Source organism: Jejuia spongiicola (genome assembly GCF_023502325.1).
Lineage (GTDB): Bacteria > Bacteroidota > Bacteroidia > Flavobacteriales > Flavobacteriaceae > Wocania_A > Wocania_A spongiicola.
Genome location: NZ_JAMFLZ010000003.1, coordinates 573,279 through 598,647 on the forward strand (window position 1 = coordinate 573,279; position 25,369 = coordinate 598,647).

Below are 25,369 nucleotides of genomic sequence, written 5' to 3' on the forward strand. Positions count from 1 at the left end.
TGTTGAATCATTCTATTTTAAATATTGAAATTCAAGAGTTTATAAACAAAAGCTTGAATGTTGATATTTCAAAATTACTACTAAAAGGTATCCATTTTCAAGGTGTGGGAACCAAAGAAGTTATCGAACAAATTGAAGCCAAAAAGCGTTGTGAAAAAAAATTAGCAACATGGTTTAGCTCAGAAAATATATACTATCCCAATAAATTAAACATTGAGCAAACATCTTCTGAAGTTACTGCAAAATACAAATCAAGCTTGGTTAATGGCGAATCTATTATAGATTTAACCGGAGGTTTCGGGGTGGATTGTTACTACTTTTCAAAACACTTTAAAACTGTAGAGCATTGTGAAATTAATGAAAAACTTTCAAATATTGTTAGCTATAATTACAAACAGCTCAATATTAAAAATATAAGCACGCATAATATCGATGGTATTGAATATTTAAAAAACAGTAAAAAATCATACGATTGGATATATATTGACCCTTCTAGGCGACATGATAGTAAAGGCAAGGTCTTTTTTTTAAATGATTGTTTGCCTAACATTCCAGAATATTCAGATTTACTTTTTAAGCATTCAAAAAATATTTTAATTAAAACTTCTCCTCTACTCGATTTATCAATTGGCATTAACGAGTTAAAACATGTAAAAACCATTTATGTAGTAGCTGTAAATAATGAAGTAAAAGAATTACTTTGGGTTTTGGAGCGAGATTTTTGTGGGGAGGTTAATGTTGAAACTGTTAACATTAAAAATGAATTAAAAGATTTTTTTCAATTTTCTTTAGAAAAAGAAAAAGCTTCAACATCTAAATACAGTCAACCACTAACCTATTTATACGAGCCAAATAGTGCTATTTTAAAAGGCGGAGGGTTTCATTCAATTTCAAAACAATTAAATGTTTTTAAGCTTCACCAACATTCTCATTTGTATACTAGCAAATTGCTTTTAGATTTCCCTGGAAGGTGCTTCAAAATTGAAAGTATATTACCTTTCAATAAAAAAGCATTAAAAAGAGAAGCCATTAAAAAGGCAAATATTACAACACGAAATTTTCCAGATACTGTTCAGCAAATCAGAAAAAAATTCAATATTAAAGATGGTGGAAATATTTACTTATTTTTTACTACAAATATTAGTAATCAAAAAATTGTAATTATTTGTATTAAAACAGATTAGAAAATTAAAACACAATTTATTCTATACATTTAAGCTTATCTATAAAAAAATTTTTATAATCTATATCTGAAATGTTTTTCGTCCTTTTTGTACCCTTAAATAATATAGATTTAATTGGGGATTCTTTCAGCTTTTGAATATGAGAACTAGATATTCTGCCTTTAAAGTTGAAGTTATCGCAATCAATATTCCATGAATGGTATAACACTAATGTTTGGTTATTTTCAAGCGTGATTTTTACTGAAGACCTATTACTTGGCAAATAACTAGCACAGCCTAAGTTTTCTGATAAAGTTAAAAAAACACTTATAGTTTTTCCCTGTCTATACAATTCTGCTGTAACATTATTATTTATTTTATAAAGTTCTGTTCTAATTAATTTTTCTTTATAAAATTCATCATATTCATTGATTAGATATTTACAATTGTTATCAAATTTCTCTTTATTAGCATTTTGCCTCTCTAATTTTTTAGCTTTAGCGATGGAATCTTGCTGTCTTTTAGCTTTCTCTTCTGCTTGTTTTCGTAATAACTCTTGCACAACTATACGTTGCCTTTCTAGCTCTTTAGCTTGAGCGATGGAATCTTGCTCTCTTCTAGCTTTCTCCTCTGCTTGTTTTCGTAATAACTCTTGCACAACTATACGTTGTCTTTCTAGTTCTTTAACTTGAACGATGGAATCTCGTTGTCTTTTAGCTTTCTCCTCTGCTTGTTTTCGTAATAACTCTTGTGCTGCTATACGTTGTTTTTCTAGCTCTTTAACTTGAGCGATGGAATCTCGTTGTCTTTTAGCTTTCTCCTCTGCTTGTTTTCGTAATAACTCTTGTGCTGCTATACGTTGTCTTTCCAGCTCTTTAACTTGAGCTATAGAATCTCGCTGTCTTTTAGCTTTCTCCTCTGCTTGTTTTCGTAATAACTCTTGCGTTGCTATACGTTGCCTTTCCAGCTCTTTAACTTGAGCTATAGAATCTCGTTGTCTTTTAACTTTCTCCTCTGCTTGTTTTCGTAATAACTCTTGTGTTGCTATACGTTGTCTTTCTAGCTCTTTAACTTGAGCTATAGAATCTCGTTGTCTTTTAACTTTCTCCTCTGCTTGTTTTCGTAATAACTCTTGTGCTGCTATACGTTGTCTTTCTAGTTCTTTAACTTGAGCGATGGAATCTCGCTGTCTTCTAGCTTTCTCCTCTGCTTGTTTTCGTAATAACTCTTGTGCTGCTACACGTTGTCTTTCCAACTCTTTAACTTGAGCGATGGAATCTCGCTGTCTTCTGGCTTTCTCCTCCGCTTGTTTTTGTAATAACTCTTGTGCTGCTACACGTTGTCTTTCTAGTTCTTTAACTTGAGCGATGGAATCTCGCTGTCTTCTGGCTTTCTCCTCTGCTTGTTTTCGTAATAACTCTTGTGCTGCTACACGTTGTCTTTCCAACTCTTTAACTTGAGCTATAGAATCTCGCTGTCTTCTGGCTTTCTCCTCTGCTTGTTTTCGTAATAACTCTTGTGCTGCTATACGTTGTCTTTCTAGTTCTTTAACTTGAGCGATGGAATCTTGTTGTCTTTTAGCTTTCTCCTCTGCTTGTTTTCGTAATAACTCTTGTGCTACTATACGTTGTCTTTCTAGCTCTTTAGCCTTAACAATGGAGTCCTTCTTTCTTTTTTCTCTTTCAGCTGGACTATTTCTAATAATCTCTTGTATCCTTTTTTTTCTATTTTCTCTTTCTTCAATTACTTTAAGCCTTTCTTTTTCTTGAAAGTCATAATATAAATCCATCATCTCTTCATTAATAAATAAAAAATCAGAATTTAAAAACCCAACCCATTCCTTATATTGTACTTTATAATTATCTCTTCCTACATAATCAACTACAATACATTTCTCATTTTTTTTGAATAATGTTAAGGTCTTAGGAGACGTGGTTAAACTATCGTATAAGGCACCGTCTTCACTAAATCTTGTAGAAATAGAAACATCTTGAGAGAAAATGTAATTTGATATTACAAAGCAAATAAATAGGAGATTTTTTTTCATATAATCTATTTGCTAAGCTAATAAATATTATAATTAATTAACTAAGGAATTTTATAATTCCAAAAAGTTTAAAAACAAAAAAGCTTCACTTTGCAAGTGAAGCTTTTTGTGAGCCCTGAAGGATTCGAACCTTCGACCGCCTCCTTAGAAGGGAGGTGCTCTATCCAGCTGAGCTAAGAGCCCGTAGTTTTTATGTTTCTACTTAACAGTATTGAAGTGGTTAAAAACTGCCACTCAAATTATATTCTTTAAAATCAAACTTTACACTTTTTAATTAAACTTAGCAACTAAAAAATATTGTTATTTGAATTAGAACTTTTGTTTTTATTTTACCTTTTTTAAGGTGCGTGCAAATATAATATGCTATTCAGTATTAAGCAAGATTATTTTATGATTTTTATTTAAATCAATAAGTTTGTAGTTTATTATTCATATCCTTTGATTTAATCCATTGATGTTAGTTGTTTTTTGATAAGTGTAATATAATAATGGAAAAAATTACTAGATGATTAATTTTTCCTAAATCATATCTAGAAAACAAATTTAATTTTACTTGTGTTAGGTGTTATACCAGATTTAGTTTTCCAAATGTTTAAGTCTGGTTCTCCAACTTTAATTGTATATGAATTCAAGTTATCAAATACTTTGAGTTTAAATATGTTTGTATTAAGGCGTAATGAGTATTCTGTTTCATTTGTGGATTCATTTATAATTTCCACTACAGGTTTTTTCAAGCCTTCAATTTTAATTTCTGGTAAGTATGCTTGAGCCTTACGTCCATAATTATCTTCTTGAGTAATTGTTTGAGGCCAACCAGGATATTGTGCATCTTTTTCATCTGGATTAACAAATCGTTTATAACATTCAGTTTTAATGGTTCTGTCTTTTTTGTTGAAAGTAACTATACCATAACCAACTGCTCTATTATGTAAAACTTTAGGTTCTAAATGCATATTGTGTGGGTTTGCGACAGCTTTAACTGTCATTTTATTGCCAAACCCATCTAAATGATTGCCAGTATACGCAGGATTTATATAACTATGATTAGAACTATCTACTGGTGGCCAAAAACGCCGCGGCCAAATGTTATTTAAAGCTGGTCCTGCAAAAGCAAATCCGCTATCACCAAATTCTTCTACACCATATTGAACAAAAGACCCTAAATGTTGGTCGCCTGCTATATGAAATGCAAAAGCTTTTCTAATAATTTCAACGGCCTTGTCTCTTTTATTAGCTGGCCAACCATTAGAATCCATATCTACAGTAGCTTTATCTCCTTCTATATACTCACCAATTTCTGGAATATACAGTTTAGGTATTACAGCTCCTGTTTTTGCTTCTTTTGGTAATGTTGCAACCGTAGCAAAATTGGTTTGTGATAGAACTGCTTTCATTTCGGCTCCATGAGACCAATCTTTACCCCATGTTTCTAAAAACTGTTCTTGTCGCTCTCCTAATAAATCTGCTTTTAAATCTCTGTACTGCTTAATATCAAAATCATCAGCCATAATCCAACCATTATTCACCTTTGCCTCTTTTGGCAAAATATGAGCGGGTGCCGATTTAAATTTTCTATCTTCTAAAATAGCAAAACTGATTCCAGCATAATTCCAATGTGTGTAATAAACACCTATATTGTTCTTAACTGGTGTAGGATTGTATGGGTCTGGTAAGTGACTGGTTTGAGTAAATTGCACCATATTAACCCATTCTGGAGACATTTTATATCCTCCACTATCCTGTGATGATGCTCCATAACCATTACTATTGTCTGCTAACTTTCCTTCTTCACCCCAAATATTACCATGATAGACATCATGATCGTCAGGAATTATTGCACAAGGTCGATGTCTAAACAATTCGCGGTAAGACCATCCAAACATAAACCACTTACGCAAATAATCCAGACAAATTTTATCAAAACCTCCAGTAAATTGCGCTCCAAAACCTCCTGTACCTTCATAAAATTGGTCTCCAAGAAATAAACAGATATCTGGATTTAATTTTGAGACATTTTCATTAACATCTGAATCTGGAAATCCATAGTCGAAATTACAGCTAAAAACAGCAGCTTTTAATGTTTCTTTATTTTTAGGTTCTCTTAAAATAGTACCTTCATAATCATATTGATGTAAGCCCTCTACTAAAGGTATTTGCAAACGAATTCTATATGGGATATTTGTTGTAGTATTCCAATTAGCTATCGAAAAATTAACAGCACGTCCTGCATGCGTAATTACTTGCTCCTCTTGAGTAACCCATTCATCACCTGTTTTAAATTGCAACAAAACCTTGTGCCCCTTTACCTCTTCTACCGGAGACAATTGAGTTGTAATTTTCAACTTATTTTGATGTAAGGTGTATTGTGAAAAACAAATGGGTCCGAAAATATTATCCTCATTTGAATAAAGTGATTCAGAGTTAATACTCCAGTGTTCAAACTCAACTACTGGTTTGTAGTTATTATTTCTTTTAACATCTATATCTGAAAGTAGAGCAAAGCCTCCTTTTAAGTTTTCATAAGACGCTTCAAAATTATTTATAGTGTATAATGTTTTATTAGAAGAATCTTTAACATCAACTTTAAGCAATTGTTTATCAATTCCTTTACTTTTAACATTAATGTTTAAAGTGAATTTGTTAGGAATTTTAGTAAACTTCGTTTTATAAATTTTATCTCCTACAACTAAATCGCCTTTGAGATTTAGTCCAATATCTAAACCTTTTCCAAAAACCGCAGCAGATCGATAATCGTCAAATCTTCCTTTAGTTCCAATTCTAACTCCAAAACAGCTTTTTCCTGAATTTTCAATCCTACTGTCTAAAACATTTATTGTAACTTTAGTTTGGTATTCGGCATTACCGTTCGGGTTTTGCACTGTAAGCAAGTGTAAGTTTCTGTTTTTTCCTTTAACTGTACATACCACTTTCCCATTAATTAACTCCCAATCTTGCAGTCTATTCCCCCAATATTGTGGGCCAACCCACTTCATGTTTTGCCATAAATGCCACTCGCTTTTATATGCCAAAATCTTTTGATTGGAGAATCTAATTTTAGAAAGATTTGTAATTCCGTAACAAGATGCTGCAGGGATAACAGACCCTAATAAAAAGGTTTTTATGTAATTTCTTCGATTCATTATTGTATAAAAGGTATTACTTAAGGAGGCTGTAATCTGGGTTTAATTCTTTTGGAACTGGTGCTTGTCTAGCTTCCCTCCATGTATTTAACTCATCAAGTAATTCTTGAGCTTTTTCTTGGTTATCTTCAATCAAATTAATTCTTTCTCCAATATCAGTATCTAAATCATAAAGCTCCAATTCTCCGTTTTCAAAATACTCATGTAGTTTCCATTTTCCTTTTCTAATAACACTTCCTGGTCGTGTTCTAAATAAAGAATCTCTGGCATCATCCTTTTTAGTATTAACACCTTGTAAATAAATAGGGAAATGCCAAACCAAAGATCTTTCTTTAACACTTTTATTTTCAGTTAATAATGGTAGTAAAGAGGTGCCTTCTAAATTATAATCGTTTTTATCATTAACTATATCCATAAGTGTTGGAAAAATATCTAGGCCACTAATTACTGCATTTGTTTTTTTTGTTTTTTCAATTTTTTTAGGCCATTTTATAATACAGGGAACACGAATACCTCCTTCGTAATAAGACCCTTTTCCTGCTCGTAAAGGGAATTGCGTTGATACCGAAGCTAACCCTCCATTATCAGACATAAAAATTACAATGGTGTTCTCTTCAATTTTAAGTGTTTTTAACGAATTTAGTAGCTTGCCAACATTATCATCCATACTTTCAACCATAGCTCCATACATTGGGTTAAACCTTTGATCATTTTTAATTTTTGATTTATACTTTTCTATTAAATGTTGTTTGCCTTGTAATGGCGTATGTACAGTAAAATAAGGCAAATACAGAAAAAAAGGCTTTTCTTTATTTGCACTAATAAAATTAATAGCTTCATTAGTTATCCTATCAGTAAGGTACTCTCCCTTAGTACCATCTTCTATGTTTTTATTTTTATAAGGACTAAAATATGATTTAGGGTGTCCCGCATGAGATCCTGCTACATTAATATTAAAGCCCTGTGTTTTAGGGTCTTCTCCTAAATGCCATTTTCCAATTGATGCACTTGTATAACCATGCTTTTTTAAAGCTTCGGCAATTGTTACTATACTATCTGATAAAGTTACTGTGTTTTTAGTTGGGATTAATTTTCTGTTTTTAGATTTTCCTCTTTCAGATGAGCCTACTGTATAAATACCATGAAATGGCGTATTCTTACCAGACATTATACATGCTCTACTGGGAGCACAATTCGCAGCTGGTGCATATGCATTTGAAAACACAACCGACTCATTAGATAACTTGTCCAAATTTGGGGTTTCATATACTGGGTTACCCATAAAACTAGTATCACTCCATCCCAAATCATCAACCAAAATTAAAACAATATTGGGTCTTTCTAATTCTTTATAATCGTTGCTTTTAATAGAGTTGCAAGCAACAAAATTGATGCATATAAATACAATGCACAAATTGAATATTTTATTATTCATCTTAATTTGGTTTTCACAATTACCTAATTTCTTATCTATCTTATTAAAAAAGAGTTTATCACTATTATTATATTCTGCATGAAATACTATTCAATGTTAGATTTCACGGTAATTATAAAATTAGTTCTAATAAACATTTGTCAAAAAATAAAAATACTACTACTATTTATAACTAAGCTGTATTAAACATTATTTTTTAGCAATTTTTAAATTTGAACGTTCTCCATTTGCATCTTCTATCATTACATTATATAAACCGCTTGACAAATGACTCATGTCTATTTTTACTTGCCCATAATCATTACTAAGAATATTAGTTTTAACAGATGCTCCTAACATATTATATACTGAAACATTTAATTTGCTTGTTAATGAAGATTTAATAGTTAGTACATCATACACAGCGTTAGGAAATGCTTTTAGCGTAGTTGCTACTTTATCTCCTTTCGTGCTTAACACTCCTCCTGACATTACAGTTGTTACTTGAGCACTTGTGAGCTCTCCAGAATAAATACGCACATCGTTTAATTCTCCTCTAAAAAAATGTGTAGTACTATATACGGCTTCTCCTATTCTAATATCATTTGTAGCTGTATCGGTATTTATAACAATTCCTGGATTAAAAGAAGAGTTAATAGTTTGCAATACTCCATCAATATACATTTTACACGATGATAATTTTGCGCCATCTGTAGTTGGATTAAAAGTTACAGCTACATGATGCCAGCTACCATTAGGTATTATTCCTTCACTTAAGATACTTGAGCTTCCTCCTTCTACTCTAACTCTTCCACTATGCACCATGATATTAAACATTTGTCCTGCTGAATTTTGGCCCCAAGAAACAATAGTCCTTCTATTACCTCCTGCTCTTAATTTAATCCAAGCTGAAACTGTTCTTTCTCCATTACCTGAGATTCCTTTATAACCCGTTGCTACTAAATACTCTCCAGTTGCATCAAAAGCATCAAATGCGCTAGTGGTATTTGTAAAATTATCTGTAGTAAATGGTTTTAACGCGCTTCCTGTTTTTGTTAAGTTTCTACCATTTACAGAGGTATCATCCAAATTATTTGAAAATTCGTAATGCACTTCTAACGTTTGAGAAAACGTGCTAACACTTAGAAGATTAAGTATTATAACCGATATAAATATTGGTTTTAGAAAAGTAATTTTTAACATCATAATTTTATATTTTAGATAGGTTATTAGTATTAATATTTATTTTTATGTTAGGTGTTTTTTCAAGTACATAGCTACTGCATTTAAATCAATCAATTGTGAATTTAAATGTTTCAGATTGAGAGTTGTTTCCCTCTTCATCTTTGGTTATTATATACCAATAATAAGTAGTTCCAGAAGTTACTGCTACATCTACTAATGAGCTTTCTGGATGATCTGTTTTGAAAGAAGGAGGAGTTGTTGTCGTTCCAAAATATATATCATATACTGAAATATCATTATCAACATCACTCCCATTCCAATCTAATGTCACTTTATCTGTAGTTGCTACGTTTACATTATTAACTGGAGCAACAACTTCAGCTGGAAAAGGCGCATAAGAAACTGTACCTTCTCCAGCATTATAAAACTTCCATGTTTGGCTTTGGGCTGTGTTATCCACACTATTAGATTTAGAAACTATAAACCAAGAATATGGTGTTCCTTTTAATAATTCAATGCTTATCTTATTAGTAGTAGCATTATGTGTTGTGGTACTTCCTAATTCCAGATTTTTAAGTGATAACTCATAAGTGTCTGTATTAGCACTTACATTCCATTCAAACTCAACAGTGCTATTTGTTGTTGTTACATTTGTACCTGTTGTACATTCAGAATTTTGTTCTGGGTATACCAAAATTGCAGACGCAGGGTTTTTGGGAACTGGTACACCAGGACCAGAATCATCAGATCCTCCACCGCTACAACTTATATATATCAATACTATTAAGCTATAAATTAACTTCTTCATTTGTTATTGCTTTATAATTTTATAATTGACAACATCCTCGTTAGATATAAGAGAAACTATGTAAATCCCTTTTTGAAGGGGTTCTGTGTTTACTCTAATTTTGCCGTTAGAAGGAGTTTTGTATTCTTTTGATAAAACTTGTTTTCCATTTACAGAAAAAATAGTAAGCAAAATAGTATCTGCTTTTTCGAATAATTTTCGTGTTGAAATGGTTAATTTATTTGAAACTGGGTTTGGATAAAAAATGGTGTCATTCAACATAATGTTTTCTTCAAAAACACCTTGGCAATTTAAATCTGTACTTACCTTAAGTGTATTATTTTTATTAGATTCTAAATCAAGTGTAATCTCATTTTTACTTGTAAAATACTTCTTGTCATTTAACTCTATGGTATATGATGACGCCCCAAATAAAGTTAATGAGACTGTTTTTGATTTAGTATTTACCTTTGATAAAACACTTAGGTCTTCTGGCTGACTCACAACAACAGTAAAGCATTTATTATAATATGTTACACCAGTAATTGTTATACATACTTGATATGTGCCAGCTGGAAGATTTTCTATATGTAATGGATTAGAAACACTAAAAGCCTGTGTAATTTCAGATATGTTACTTCCAGTTATAGTAGCTGTGTAATCGTAATCTTCTTTTACCGTAATATCTATAATTCCATTATTACTATTTCTGCAGGTTTCTCCAGTAATTTGGATGGTATAATTATCTATAGGTAATCCCAAAGGTTTATACACTGTAATGTAATTAACCTCCTCTTTTGTATCATCTCCTATTGTGTTACTCGCTGTTAATGTTACTTTATAGGTGCCTTCGGTATTATAAGTAATTACAGGGTTTTGTTCAGTACTACTTGTAGGTGTTCCTCCTTCAAAAGCCCATAGCCATGAGGTTGGATCATCTGCAGAAGTGTCTGTAAAATTTACAGAATCTCCTTCAAATATTTCTAGATTATTTGCTGAAAAATTAGCTGTTGGAGCAGGCCTTTGGGTTACGCTTATATAATCTACTATTTCTTTTGTGTCTGCTCCAAAAGCATTAGTTGCAGTTAAGGTAACTTTATAGGTACCAATTGTTGAATAGTTAACTGTTGGGTTTTTTAGGATACTAGTTGTTGGTGTTCCACCTTCAAAAACCCAACTCCATGATGTTGGATTCCCTATAGATGTATCATTAAAATCTACATCATCTCCAGAAAAAATATTAGTATCACTTGCAACAAAATTTGCTACTGGTGGCATATCTGGAGTTTCATTCATAACAGTTACTACTTCTTCGGCAGTTAATGCAACAGAATAAATACGAACATCATCTAATGCTCCTCGCCAGTAATAGCCAGCATTATAGTTTGCATTACCAATTTGTATATTATTAGTTGTAATGTCTGTATTAATAACTGTGGCTTCAGAATTAAAAGAGTCTCCAGAATCTGGCTGGTTAGCATAATACACACCGTCTATATATAGCTTTATGTCTTTGGCTCTATCTCCATCTGAAGGATTATAAGTTACAGCTATATGGCGCCAAGTATCATCATCTAATCTCGCTACCGTAGAATCATCATTCTGTACATTACACCCACCGCCTTCAACTCTTATATTGCCATTTTCTATCATGACATTAAACATTTGTCCTGGCGAGTTTTGTCCCCAAGAAACAATAGTTTTTCTAGTCCCTGCATTATTTGTTTTTATCCATGCAGTTACAGTTCTTTCTCCATTTACACCTATGCCTTTATAATTGTTGGTTAAATACTTATTAGACTCGTTAGGTGCTTGGTAGGCGCTATTTAAATTTGAATTATTATCTGCTATATAGCTTGGTGTAAACCCACCTTCTACTATTAAATTTCTTGAATACGAAGAATCGTCTATAAGGTTTCCTTGAAAATTATACTGTGCCTGTAATGGTCCAGAACCTGTGTTTTCAGTTACCGTAATATAATCTACAACTTCCTTGGTATTGGTTCCTGCCAAATTTGTTGCTTCTAAAGTAACTTTATAGTTTCCTAAAGTATTATATGTAATAATTGGGTTTTGTTCTGTACTTGTTGATGGTGTGCCTCCTTCAAAAGTCCATAACCATGAGGTTGGGTCACCTAAGGAAGTATCAATAAACTCTAGAGCATTACCTTGAAAAACTGTTTGATTATTTACAGAAAAATCTGCGGTAGGCACCACAGGAGCTTCAACAGTAATATAATTTGGTGTAGACTTAGTTGTTGTTCCTGCATTTGTAAAGTATGTTAAAGTAACATCATAATTTCCTATAGTATTGTATGTAACTATAGGGTTTCGCTCTACACTTGTTGCTGGTGAGCCTCCTTCAAAAGTCCACAAAAATGAGCCTACAGAAATTTCAGTAGATTCATTTACAAACTCTATTTGTCCATCTTGATAAATAGACGTTCTGTTTGAAGAAAACCCCACAGTAGGTGCTGTAGCAGTAATATCATTTAATTCTGACCTCCAAAAACCTCTTCCATCTGTTGATACAGTTAAAAAACTTTCCTCTCTTGTAGCTCCATAATAAATATCCATTCCAGATACTCTAATTACTGGTAATCCATCAGAATAATCTATCCAACTTGATAAAGTGGCATCTTTGTAATATATGCCTATATCTGTGCCTACATATATACCTTCATCACTAGATTTATCATATATCATTTCTAATAAAGCTACTCCTGGTAATCCAATAGAAATATTAGTCCAACTGCTCCCTTTATCTTCAGATTTATATATTTGACTTCCCAATAATATATAAACTAGATTTTCATTTGTTGGATGTGTTGCTATATCTGTTACTTTTCCAGATGCAGGTAAATTAGATGTCAAATCAGTAAAGTTGGGCGATGCAGCTCTTACATTATCTGATCTATAAAAATTATTACCTTCTCTAGACACATACATAATATTATGATTGGCGTCACATTGTTCAATCTTTTCTATTCTAGAATTTCCTCCAAAAGAAGAAATCTTGTCCCAAGCTTGAGATGATGTTGCTGTACGTGCATTATTAATTTTCTCTACTTCAAACAAACCAACAAATAGAGTATTAACATCACTTTTATCTAAAACCCCAGTTCCTGTATAAAAGCCTCGGTCTGCCGAAGAAGAATTAATTCTTTGAAACGAAAGACCGCCATCAACAGATCTACTTATTTTTTCATACTTAAAGTGATAGGCATATGTATCATCAGAATAATCAAACAATACAGTAGCTTCATCTCCTCCCCAAGGAGACAACCAAACACCATCTTTATTTAATTTAATACCACAGTGAAATGTCCCTCCAGCTACATTAGTTGGATTTTGCTGACTTTGAGTACATTCCCAAACCTCTGCAATAGGTAATCCATCTGTAATTGATTGAAACTTATCGTTAGTATTTAAAAAATAAATACCTCCATCATTTACTGCAAATAGCTTATCGTTAATAGGTGAATATGACCATGTTAACTGGTCTAGGTGTAATCCACCACCATCAGAAGTAACATCATTAAACACTTGAGTCCAACTTATTCCTCCATTAATTGATTTCCATGATTTTACACCTCCTGCATATACTATATTGGCATTATTGGGATCTGAAACTATAAACAAGTTGTAATTAGGCTGCCCTCTTGATATTGCTCCACTATTATCATAACCTGTAATGCATGGTGTTTCTCCAGATTGCTTAGTAAAAGTTAGTCCAGAATCTGTAGATCTATATACCCCTTCAAAAGAATCTTGATTTAAGTGATCTCTTGAGTTAATAACATAAACATAATTTGGTTCTGCTGGAGTAACAGCAATTTTCATAAAAGCTCCCTGTCCGAAAGATGTATCTTCAGCCCATGTAGCACCGCCATCTGTGGAACGAAAAAACTGTGATGTCGATCCATTAGTTCCTGCATACATAATACTTGAATTTGTTGGGTGAACCCTTAACTCTTCAACATTACTTGCAGATTGCACTTGTGTCCATGTGCTTCCCTCATTAGTAGACCTATAAATACCCGATTGTGTTCCAGCTATAAGAACATTTTCTTCATTTGGCTTAATAATTAAAGCATTTGTTTTTGTTGAAGCTAATGATGTATTACTCCAAGTGTTGCCTCCATCTATAGACTTTAGAACCCCGGAATTGGTACCTATAAAAATAGTACTAGGGTTTGAAGGCAGTATTTTTGAAATATAAACTTCTTGCGGTAACTGGTCAGTTAGAGGGGTCCATGTTAAACCGGCATCAGTGGTTTTAAATAAACCACTTTTAAAACAGGACACTAAATAAGTATTTTCGTCTGTTGGATGAAATGCAATATCCTTTACACGTCCACCATCCTTTTTAATTCCATTTCGTGGCCCTACAGTAATAGGTCCATAATTATACCATTTTCCTTTTTGCTCAAAATTTCCAAAAGACCTCATCCTTTGAAATTCTTGCCTCACTTGTTCAGCCGAAATAACATTTCCATATGCATCCAATCTCTTTGAATTTATAACATACCAGCGCTCAAATTGCTTTGACCTATCACCTTTAAAATGGGTGTTATGTTTCCAGTAAGCATCAAATGCCTTTCTCGCATCTTCCATATTAACAGACGACTGTTCCATCATATCTATCCATATTGGATAGTCTTCTATTGCTTTTACTTTTTCTTGCGCTACTAGAGTTAGATTTAAAGTAAGCGCTAAAAAAACAATGATTATAGTATTTTTTTTTATGTGCATCTTTTATTTTTCTTTCATTTTTAATTGACAATAAAAAGAAGAGTTTATTAACATTTAAGCTATTTATCCACTTTCTTTTTAAACTTTCAACAAAACATTTATTAATTAAATTATCAGTAAGAATTAATTGTCTTTTATCTCTAAAATTTGAGTAGAAGTAAGTGCTTCAGAATAAATTCTTACATCATCGATTGCTCCCTGCCAGAAATAATTGCTGTTATATTCTGCAGATCCAATACGAATATTATTTGTGGAAACATCAGTATTTATTACAACAACTTCTGAACGATATGAATTTCCTGTTCCATCAGAAGTATTAGTATCCAAAACACCATCAACATACACTTTAACATCTTTTAATTTGTCACCATCAGATGGATTAAATGTAACCGCTATATGATGCCATTCATCATTATCTAATCCAGTTGCAGTAGACCTTAAAGAACATGATCCTGCTTCAATTCTAACTCTACCGTCATGAATCATAACATTGAACATTTGTCCTTCAGAATTTTTACCCCATGACACAATTGTTTTTCTTGAACCTACCGCTGTTGTTTTAAACCATGCAGTAACGGTTCTAGCTTCATTTGCTCCTATACCTTTATAATTATTATTTGTTAAATACTTAGCGTCTTCACCTGATGCTTCATAGGCGTTATTAGCAACTAAGTTTTTATCAGTAGTATATGTTGCTGTAAATCCGCCAACTTCAGATAAATCTCTATGATAAGAAGTTTCATCCACTAAATTTCCTGTGAAGTTATAATGAGCTTGCAATGTTCCTGTGCCTCCTTCTGAAACTGTAATGTACCCCATTTCAGTTTTAGTATCTGAGCCTGCACTGTTAGTAGCTGTTAAAGTTACCGCATAACTTCCTACATCGCTATATGTAATTGTTGGGTTTTCATCTGTACTGGTTGCAGGTGTTCCTCCTTCAAAAGTCCACAAACGACTATCTGGGTAATTTGATGAGGTATCAGAAAAAGTCACTGATTGGTTGACTGTTATATTCGTAGAGCTTGCGCCGAAATTTGATACTGGCGTTACAGCAGGACCGTTAACATTAGTTGTTTTAAACTTTTGTGTATCGTATGACCACGTTATGCCTTGGTCATTTTTGATTTTGATTCTGTAATAATAATCGGTGTTTTGTTCAAGATCGTCTAATGTAAATTCATTTAATCCGCCATTAACTGCAATAGATTTTTTATTTGTCCATTTATCTTCTTTAGTAAGCCCTTCTTCTATATCCCAAAAAACCTCAGCTGAGGCACCTGTACCCAAATCTGAAACATTAAAACTTAGCTTTACTGATCTGTTTAAAACTTCTGTAGGGGCATTATCTGTAAAGGTTGATGGCATTTTATATAATTCATCTAAATATGCTCCTTTAAGATAATCTGGGGCAGAATCTGGATTATTTAATGTTAATGTTTTCTTTTCAATTCCAGGTTCTCCCCATCCTCCCATTTGCATTGAAAATTTATTATCAACTATATTCCAGTCTCTGAAACTTAAATTATTTTGATTGGTACTACCAGCCATTGTATTAATAGGATACCAGTTTCCTGAAGTATCCATTTGCCAGCCTCTATATTGAGTTTCGCATATTACATTCCCATTTCTTACTTTATGAGCTCCACCAGGGACCTCTACAAAAGCTCCCGTTGTTAAATATTTGATTTCTCCACTTTCATTATATTTTTTACCACAACCATACAATTTCCAATGTCCATCATTTGGGTCTAAATAATAGCTCCAATAAGTATCATATATTTCTCCAGGCACCATCCTCACAGCTATAGTTTGAACATTAGTATCAACTCCAATATATGGATGGTCTCCTCTTGGTTTTACTCCAGTACCTTCATGCCCATAGGAACCAAATTCAAGATTTGGACCTACAGCTATTAAGTGACTTTCTTGATAAAATGGAGGAACAGGATCATTAGCGCCGTAGGACCACAGTGAAAAATTATAGCCTCCAAATGTTTGTGTGTCTTTATCCCAGGTTGACCCTGTATATCCAAAGGGTGTTGTTATTGGCTGATAATAATCTTGCGATTTACTAATAATAGTAAGCTCGTGTACGCTAATTTCAATAGGGTTTGTACTCTCTGTTTCCCATTTACAGTGCACCGCTTTTGCTCGATAACGGCGCATTACATTTTCTGAATCTTTTGCAGCTGGTCCTGTTAAATGTAAATTGTTTAAGTTTCCTACTCCCTCACTGGAATCAATAAGTGATTTTAATTGCAACTTAACAGTATGAAAACCAACAGGAACATCATCAAAGGTCACTTCATTTTGAATTTCATAGGTCTCTAACGACCCCGTTGCTTTTAAAGTAATTTCTTTACTTGTATTATTTATATAGATTAATAATTTAGATCCTTCTTGAGATGTAGGGATAGCCATTTCCGGCTTTATAATTAGATCACCAGCTGTTTTTATGTTTACTCCAAAAACAATAGTGTCTGTAAGAACTTTCCAATCAGTTATATAATCGTAGTATTCATTTTTATTATACTCATTCCCGCTTGTTTTATCTCTTAAGTGTGCCAATAAGGTTCCTGTAGGGGAAAAGAAGCTTTCATTAGATGTAAAAACGAGTGTTTCATAATCTTCATTCGTAGGCTCCTCTTCTTTTTCTTCTTCAACAGGAGGAGTTACTGCATCGTCTTTTTTTGAGCAAGCTAAAAATATTAAGCATGCTAGGATTAAAAATACATTTAATTTGACTATATAATTACTCTTTCTATATTTCATTTTTATAACTCTTAGTGTTTTTATCTATTATTCACTTTATTGCTTTTTTATGCAATCCCAAATAATATTTTATCTATTCGTTAGCTAATAATCCATTTTCAATTAATGGAATCCTAAAGCGCTCTATTTCTGCATTTTGATGTTCTCTTTTAAAAATTGCTTCGGCTTGCTTTAAAATATCTGGATGTTGTTCTGCTACGTTGATTGATTCTGTAGGGTCATCTGATAAATTGTATAACTCTAATGTGGCTTCCTTTTTCTTGTTTTTTAAATTTTGACGTATCACTTTCCAATCTCCTATTCTAATAGCTACTTGTCCACCATACTCTGGATATTCCCAAAACAAAAATTCATGTTTAACTTGATTATCTTTTCCTAATAATGTGGGTAAAAAACTAATGCCATCAGTGTCTAAAGGTTTTTCAAATTCGACCAACTCAGATAAAGTAGCCATAACATCATAATGAGCAGAAACTAAGTCTGTAGTGCTTTCAGGTTTTATATGGTTAGGCCACGAAGCAATCATAGGTACTCTTATGCCTCCTTCATAAACAAAACCTTTAGCCTTACCATAAGCTTCTCCAAACTCCCCAGAACTATTAAAATATGCTCCGTCTGTTCCTCCTGAATAAGTTACTCCGTTATCAGATGTGAATATTATAAGTGTATTATCATATAAATTATTCTCCTTTAAATGTTTTACTAATTTTCCAACATTCTCATCTAAATAAGAAATCATAGCGGCATAACCAGCCCTTGGGTTTTGATGTGGATAGTACCCTATTTCACCCAAATAAGGCTCTTCTTCTCCAAACTTATTCTTGTAATAATCTACCCAGTGCTGTGGTGCCTGAATAGGATTGTGTGGTATTGGCGTAGCCCAATAAAAGAAAAAAGGATTGTCTTTTTTTCTATCAATAAAGCTAATCATCTCATTAAACATTAAATCTGGCGTATATTCATTTAACGTATAGTCTGTATAACTTTCAGGGTTATTAGGGTCTGCACCTTTTAGAAGCTTTCTAGATGGTCTAATCGTATCATTATTTAAATGCACTCGCTCTTCGTTTCTATATAAATGAACAGGATAATAAGTGTGAGCTTGTCGTTGGCAATTATAACCGAAGAAAAAATCGAAGCCCATTTTTGTAGGTAATGCATCGGTATGCGGTGCTCCTAAGCCCCATTTACCAACCATACCTGTTGCATAACCATTCTCCTTTAATTTCTTTGGAAATAAAAGTGTATTGCTTGGTATTGGTCTTTGCCCCTCTAATGTTGAGTCTAATATAGTTTCTCTATAATTCCATACATCTCCACGCTGACTCCATTCATCATTTCCTCTAATATATGCATGTCCTGAATGCTTTCCTGTTAGCAACATATACCTTGCTGGTGCACAAACTGGTGCACTGGTATAGTGCTGAGTAAAAACCATACCTTCTTTTGCTAGGGCATCAATATTTGGGGTTTCAATTTTAGTTTGTCCATATGCTCCTAACTCTCCATACCCCAAATCGTCTGCAAGAATATAGATGATGTTAGGTTTTTGGTTAACAACAGTGTTTTCTGTTTTCTTTATTTTTTTGTTACAAGAAAATAGAACAACCAATATACCACCAAGTATAAAAGATCTTATTATGTTGCTATTATTGTTCATAAAAAATAATTGTGAATATTGGTTGTTCATTTTTATATTTTAGAGTATTAACTTGGTTTTTTAAATAAAAAGGTGCTTATCTATATCCAAAATTTTCAATGGCTTCAACAAACACCTTTTTAAAAACTAACTCAAAAAACTATTAAAAACTCTCTTTATTTAAGGTATACTATTTCATTAAAGTCCTGCTAGATCTGCTATCTCTCCAGCAGATAAAGCACGGTTATAAAGTCTAAAGTCATCCATTGCCCCAGAGAAAGGTCTAAATGTTAAACTTCCATCTGCACTTCCTTCAGAACCAATAGTTATTTGTCTATCTCCTGTAACTCCTGTGTTAATTTTAGTTTCTGGTCTAGTAAAATCTAAAACTCCATCTACATAAACTTTAATCTCTGCTCCATCGTAAGTATATGCGATATGATGCCAAACCCCATCATTTGCAGTTATTGTTGTATTTTGTCCACCACCTTGATACTCAAATCTAACAGTACCATTTCCATTAACTACAAAAGTATTTCTGCTAAAAGTTCCAGCATTACCCCAAGTAGCGACACCTTGCCTTGATGTGTTAGTGGTTTTAACCCATGCGGCAACCGTTCTAGGGTTATTTCCAGTTATACCGTTATATCCATCTATAGTAATACCGCTTCCATCAAATGTGCCTGCAAAATCATTAACAACTCCAGCTTCATAACCTGAAATTGAACCAGTTGCAGTAGTTCCTGATGCTTCTTCAAATATGCTTTGCTCGAAGTTTATACGAACTTCTATTGCAGGGTCTAAAGGTTCTCCTTCTACTGTAATAAACCCTTCTTTAGTTTCTTCTTGCGCACCATATTGATTTCTAATCTTAAGCGAAACAGGATATGTTCCTTTAACAGTATATTTTACATCAACATTTGCTGCTGTACTTGTGCCAGGGCTACCTCCAGAAAAAGTCCAGGTATATAAATCACCTTCGTTAACTGTAGCTGGTGAAAAACTTATAGTTTCAAACTGAAAAATTGAAGTTGATGAAGCTGCAAAATCTGCATTTGGTAAAAGACTAGGATCTACATTAGATTCGTTACGATAACCATTTTCATTAGGCGAGCATGCTATAAAAACACCTATTACGGTTAAAGCCAAAAGGCTCAACTTAACTGTGGTATATATTTTTATTTTATTCATTTTTTATATTTTTTATGAAGACTAGGTTTGTTAAAACCTAGTCTAGTTTTAATATTTTTAATACCCTGGGTTTTGAACTAACTGATCGTTTAACGCAATCTCACTTGAAGGTATAGGGAACAGGTAATAATGCTCTGGAAAAGCAGGAGGAGTATTAGGTATTAATTGTAAATAACCTTCAGAGGCTCCATTTTGTATTGGTAATGTTATAGGATAATCTGATTGTCTTTCCCAACGCCCTAACTTTACTTCAGTAGCATAATCCATTTTTTTCCAACGTCTTAAGTCAAGTGTTCTATAACCATCACCCAAAAGTTCTATAGCTCGTTCTCGACGTATTTCCCAAAGTACTGGGTCTACAGCTGGGTCTCTCATAGGGTCCCAATCTGCTGTAATTGAACCTATACTAAGACCAGCAACATTTCCTCTTGTCCTTAACTTACTAATGGTTGCATCAGCAATAGCTTGATTAAATTGTCCCATTTCAAAAGTAGCTTCAGCATAATTCAACATTACTTCTCCCATCCTAAAAATTGCAAAATCATTAAGATCTGCCGACGATACTTTAAAATTATGCTCATTCCATATTTTCCAAAAGCGATATCCATTTGACGTTTGTGTTGGTACTAACCTATTGTAATTAGGTACTTCTCCAGTAACACGCCCCGACCAGTTTCTGTCAGGAAGATTTTTATAAGGAAATCCTGTGGTTATAGATTCTAGTACACTAAAATACTTTTGTTCTAATGCATTACCTGTATGAGTAAAATCTTGAGAACCATCACCGTTTACCTTATAAGGAGGTGGCGTCATAATTAATAATCTATCATCACGATTATCAAATTCTGTATAGCGATCTTTATCTCCCTGGTATAATGTATTTCCTGCATTATGAATAGGTAATCCATCTTTGGTCAAAAATTTATCTATACCCTTTTTTGTTATATCAATTTTATTGTTTGTTGATCTTGTATTTGTAGATATTGAATGCCATAACTCATCTAGTACATAATGCGTATAAAGCAAGATTCCTGCTTTTCCTCCAAGGTCGTCACTATTATACACCTGATCATAATTAGGATGAATGCTTGGGTATTTATTTACTAGATACTCTGATGCTGTAATACAAGCATTTAGAAACTTTTCATGGTCTCCTAAACTATGATATTTTCTCCATGTGCCTTCAAACAATCCGAAACGTGATAATAATGCACGTGCTACATCTGGGTTAACTGTATTTGTACCGTCTCCCTGTTCATTAATATTGCTAATTGCCTCTTGTAAATCTCTTAAAATATTATCTGCAACCAAATCGCGCGTGTCCCTTGGTCCATATAAAATATCAGTATCTACATCTGTTAATTCTTTTTCAACCCATGGTACTCCTCCATAGGTGCTTAATAAACGAAAGTATTCATGAGCTCTAAAGAATAAGCCTACACCTCTCCAATGTGCTCTTTCGTCTTCAGTAATATCAGACGTTTCAATATTATCTAACATAATATTAATTTTTCTAATGTTAGAATAAGAGCCTGTCCACGTACCCGATGTACTTGGAATAGTTAAACTATTATTTAAATAATTTGGGTTTACAGTGCTATATCCGTTTTGAATTAAATCTGAATTATAATCACTAACAGCTGGCCAAACAGTACTACGTTGATAATCATCAAAGAAGCTATAAAAACTCCATGCATAAGTTTTTATATTATTATAAGTACTAAAAATGGTAGCAGCGGACAACTCATCTTTTGGTGATTTATCTAAAAAATCTTCGTCATTACAAGCTACAATGAAAAGGCAACTCATAATAAAAATTGTAATTCGTTTTATATTTTTCATAATTATATATCTTTTTTAAAATGAAAGGTTAAAACCAACTGAATAATTAGTCATAATTGGATAAACACCATTAGACCCTTGATCTATATCTAATCCTTTAGGTAATTTATCGAATGTATGTAGATTACTTCCAGCAATAAAAAACCTAAACTTCTCAATATTCCACTTATCTAAAAGCTTAGAGTCTATAGTATATCCTAAAGTTATGTTTTGTATACGTAAATAGCTTTCATCGCTTAAATACTTTGTTTGTACTCTTCTACTTCTACTATAATTGCTGTCTAAGTTTCCAGAACTAGCATCTCCATATATTCTTGGATAATATGCATTTTGATTATCTGGTGTCCAATAATCTAATTGGTGCTTGTATATATTATCAAAAGTTCCGGGCCATGGCCAGATTAAATCTGAACTTCTCCATCTATCTTGTTTACCAACACCACTTAAAACAAATGACATATCAAACCCTTTATAGGACATTGAACCATTTATACCAAATTGGTAACGCTTTCCTGAATTACCAATAACTTTTCTGTCTCCTGGTCCAGTAGTAATTACTCCATCAGCATTTGTAACTGGGTTTCCATTACTATCTAACTCAGTAATTAAAGTGCTATTACCGTTATTAATAACTCCATCGCCATTTAAATCTTTATACTTTATATCTCCTGGATATGGAGTTGGAGCTCCTTCAATCTGCACTACACCATCCAATAGTTGTCTATTAGCTCCTGAAAGATCTGCATTAAGAGTACCTGGAACAAAATCATCTACTGTATAGTATCCATCTGTAACATTACCCCAAATTTCTCCTAGTTTTTGGCCTACATAAAAATCACTTAGTAAACCAGCTGGGTTATCAAATTTTGTTATTTCTGAAGTGTTATCAAAAACATTAACATTAATATTATAACTAAAATCTCCTTTACGATCACTCCATCCTATTTGGGCTTCCCAACCAATAGTTTCAACATCTGCGACATTCTGAAAAGGAGCCTCTGTACCTAAAATTGTTGGCAATGGTTGCCCTGGTGCTAACATGCCTATAGTTTCTCTTTTATATACTTCAAAACTACCTGTTAAGCGATTTTTAAGCATTCCTATATCTAAACCTACATTTGATGTAACAACTCTCTCCCAAGTTAAACCTCCACTTACTAACTGTGCAGGATCAAAGGTTAGGTATCTCAAATCTGTGTCTAAATTTATCCAAGATGCATCAAATGGTGAGTATCCTGGAATAGTTGGATAATAATCATCAGTATTGGTTCTTGGAAATACGGTTCTCTGATTTCCTATCTCACCCCAAGAAACTCTTGGTTTTAATAAGTTAATGATATCTACATTTTCCATAAAGGGTTCTTTTGCTATATTCCATCCTGCAGAAAATGAAGGTAACACAGCGAAGCGATCGTCTGAAGCAAACCTTGAAGACCCATCATAACGGATGTTTGCTTCAAGAAAATAGCGCTCTTTAAAATTATAATTAAAACGACTAAAGTAACCTACAACCGCCCAATCATAAAACCTTTCAGAAATATTAATACTTTCCCCTTCGGCTAAATTAAATGTTGGTGTAGTAGGGTCTATCAATCCATTTCTGGATGCAGACAATTGTTCGAAATTTGCCTCTTCCCTATTTAAACCTGCTAATAACTCTATATTATGATTTCCTAAATTAACATTATACTTTCCATATAAGTTTAAAGCGTTATAGACTCTATTACTTTTAGTACGAGTCAAACTCGTATTATTTATAGCATTAGCAGCTGTGCTAGTTGGATTAAACCTAAATGAACTAACAAAACGTTGCCCATTATTAACGCTAACTAGATTTCTGTCATTCTTTTCATAAGTATATTCACCTGTTAAAGTCACATTCTTTAATGGCGCCCATTGTAATTTTTGGAATAGCCTTAAATTTTCATCATAAGTTTTCCCTGGCTCTGTATAACGAACAACATTTCCTGGTGTATCAAAAGGTAATGTTACACCCTCTGGTTCATATTCAAACCATCCAGTAGGATCATACATACGTACTTGAATAGCATTAGCGTATCGTGCATTTGGCCTTGACTGTACACTTGACTTATAAATTATATTTGTAGTAGATTTTAATTTATCAGTAAGATCTGCATCAAGAATAGCATTGATATTATACTTCTTAAAATTATCTTTATTGGTAACCATAATACCATCTACAAAACTATAGCCTGTACTAATTCTATAAGCTAGTTTTTCTGCCCCTCCACTCATCTCAAAATTGTGAATGGTAGAATATCCAAAATGATCTAAAAAATCTCCTATAGGATCGGCATCTGCAACAGGGTAATATTGACCTCCATCAAAATGAATAGGATAAGTTGTACCATTAACTGGATCTGTTGCTAAATTCAATTGACTCGGATCCGAATCATATGTATTAATATATCCCAACCAGTCTTGTACATTTTGTCCTGCAAAATAACTTTGAACTCCCCATTCATTTAGTGCTTCAACAAACTCCCTAGTAGTTGCCTTTTCAGGTAAATCTGATGGTGTAGACACACTAGTTGTTGTAGAATAGCTAAAACGCGTTTTTTGACCACGTCTTGCCTGCTTAGTTGTAATTATAACAACACCAAATGCTGCTCTAGATCCATATATAGATGATGCTGCCGCATCTTTTAATACTGAAATAGATTCAATATCTTGCGGGTTAATATCATCTATAGATCCAGGTACATTGTTTATTAATATTAATGGGCTACCTCCATTTATAGAAGTAAAACCACGAATATTTATAGCTGTAGCTGAGTTACCTGGTTGTCCTGATCCAACAGTTACACCTAATCCTGCTGCAATACCTTGCAATGCATCAGCTGTATTAGTTATAGGTCTATCTGCTATAATAGCATCCATTTTCACATAAGACGTTGCTCCAGTAACGCTTTCTTTCTTTTGCGTTCCAAAACCTACCACAACTACTTCGTCTAATTGCGATGCGTCTTCTATTAATGTAGCATTGATTGTAGTTTTCCCACTTACGGCAATTTCTTGTGTAATGTAACCGATAAACGATACAATAATAATATCGCTCTCGCTAGCTGTAATTGTATAGTTACCATCAAAGTCGGCTGCAACACCGTTTGTAGTCCCTTTTACAATTATTGATGCACCAGATAATGGGAATCCAGACTCATCAACAACTTGTCCTTTAATTTCCTTGGCTTGTTGCCCCTGCATGGAACTTGAAATAAGTAGCAGAAACATTATTAATCCTTGAGTAATTAGTTTTTTCATACGTATTGATTAATTGTTAGTAATATTCATGATTAGTTAAAATTTAGTTTACTTATATATTTAAAATTGGTTTAGTTTTATATTAATAAGTTTCTTTCATCCAGTTATAAGGTTTACGTTTTACCCACATTCCTCTTGTAAAATCTGGAAAA

The 25,369-nt window shown here is 33.0% G+C and carries 12 protein-coding genes and 1 tRNA gene; 1 reads left to right on the plus strand and 12 read right to left on the minus strand.

Annotated features, from left to right (window positions below; all coding sequences use genetic code 11):
- Positions 1-2: 2 nt before the first annotated feature.
- Positions 3-1,184, plus strand: a complete 1,182-nt coding sequence (locus M3P09_RS09825) for a THUMP-like domain-containing protein (RefSeq protein ID WP_249973003.1) — start codon at positions 3-5, stop codon at positions 1,182-1,184.
- Between the two features lie 16 nt (positions 1,185-1,200).
- Here M3P09_RS09825 and M3P09_RS09830 read toward each other — a convergent pair whose 3' ends face one another.
- The 12 genes from M3P09_RS09830 to M3P09_RS09885 form a co-directional block, all read right to left on the minus strand.
- Entirely contained in the window at positions 1,201-3,210 is a 2,010-nt protein-coding gene (locus M3P09_RS09830; protein WP_249973004.1) for a coiled-coil domain-containing protein, read from the minus strand.
- A 109-nt stretch (positions 3,211-3,319) separates the two neighbouring features.
- Positions 3,320-3,393 (minus strand) — tRNA-Arg (locus M3P09_RS09835).
- Between the two features lie 347 nt (positions 3,394-3,740).
- Positions 3,741-6,350, minus strand: coding sequence for a metallophosphoesterase family protein (locus M3P09_RS09840; RefSeq protein ID WP_249973005.1), 2,610 nt, complete (start codon positions 6,348-6,350; stop codon positions 3,741-3,743).
- Positions 6,351-6,366: 16 nt separating this feature from the next.
- Positions 6,367-7,785: a sulfatase gene (locus M3P09_RS09845; protein ID WP_249973006.1), complete on the minus strand. Its 1,419-nt coding sequence runs from the start codon at positions 7,783-7,785 to the stop codon at positions 6,367-6,369.
- Between the two features lie 189 nt (positions 7,786-7,974).
- The gene (locus M3P09_RS09850; protein WP_249973007.1) at positions 7,975-8,970 is read right to left on the minus strand and encodes a LamG-like jellyroll fold domain-containing protein; all 996 of its coding nucleotides are present in this window, start codon (positions 8,968-8,970) and stop codon (positions 7,975-7,977) included.
- 85 nt (positions 8,971-9,055) lie between these two features.
- Complete coding sequence (locus M3P09_RS09855) at positions 9,056-9,757, minus strand: hypothetical protein (RefSeq protein WP_249973008.1); 702 nt, start codon at positions 9,755-9,757, stop codon at positions 9,056-9,058.
- A 3-nt stretch (positions 9,758-9,760) separates the two neighbouring features.
- Positions 9,761-14,491 (minus strand): PKD domain-containing protein, encoded by a 4,731-nt coding sequence (locus M3P09_RS09860; protein ID WP_249973009.1) that lies wholly within the window; start codon positions 14,489-14,491, stop codon positions 9,761-9,763.
- Positions 14,492-14,614: 123 nt separating this feature from the next.
- Positions 14,615-17,263 (minus strand): LamG-like jellyroll fold domain-containing protein, encoded by a 2,649-nt coding sequence (locus tag M3P09_RS09865; RefSeq protein WP_249973010.1) that lies wholly within the window; start codon positions 17,261-17,263, stop codon positions 14,615-14,617.
- A 73-nt stretch (positions 17,264-17,336) separates the two neighbouring features.
- Complete coding sequence (locus M3P09_RS09870) at positions 17,337-18,923, minus strand: arylsulfatase (protein ID WP_249973011.1); 1,587 nt, start codon at positions 18,921-18,923, stop codon at positions 17,337-17,339.
- Positions 18,924-19,100: 177 nt separating this feature from the next.
- Positions 19,101-20,093 carry a LamG-like jellyroll fold domain-containing protein gene (locus M3P09_RS09875; protein WP_249973012.1) on the minus strand — a complete coding sequence of 331 codons (993 nt, stop codon included), beginning with the start codon at positions 20,091-20,093 and terminating at the stop codon, positions 19,101-19,103.
- A gap of 57 nt (positions 20,094-20,150) precedes the next feature.
- Positions 20,151-21,902: a RagB/SusD family nutrient uptake outer membrane protein gene (locus M3P09_RS09880; protein WP_249973013.1), complete on the minus strand. Its 1,752-nt coding sequence runs from the start codon at positions 21,900-21,902 to the stop codon at positions 20,151-20,153.
- A gap of 48 nt (positions 21,903-21,950) precedes the next feature.
- On the minus strand, positions 21,951-25,217 hold the full coding sequence (locus M3P09_RS09885; RefSeq protein ID WP_249973014.1) for a SusC/RagA family TonB-linked outer membrane protein: 3,267 nt from the start codon (positions 25,215-25,217) through the stop codon (positions 21,951-21,953).
- Between the last annotated feature and the right edge of the window lie 152 nt (positions 25,218-25,369).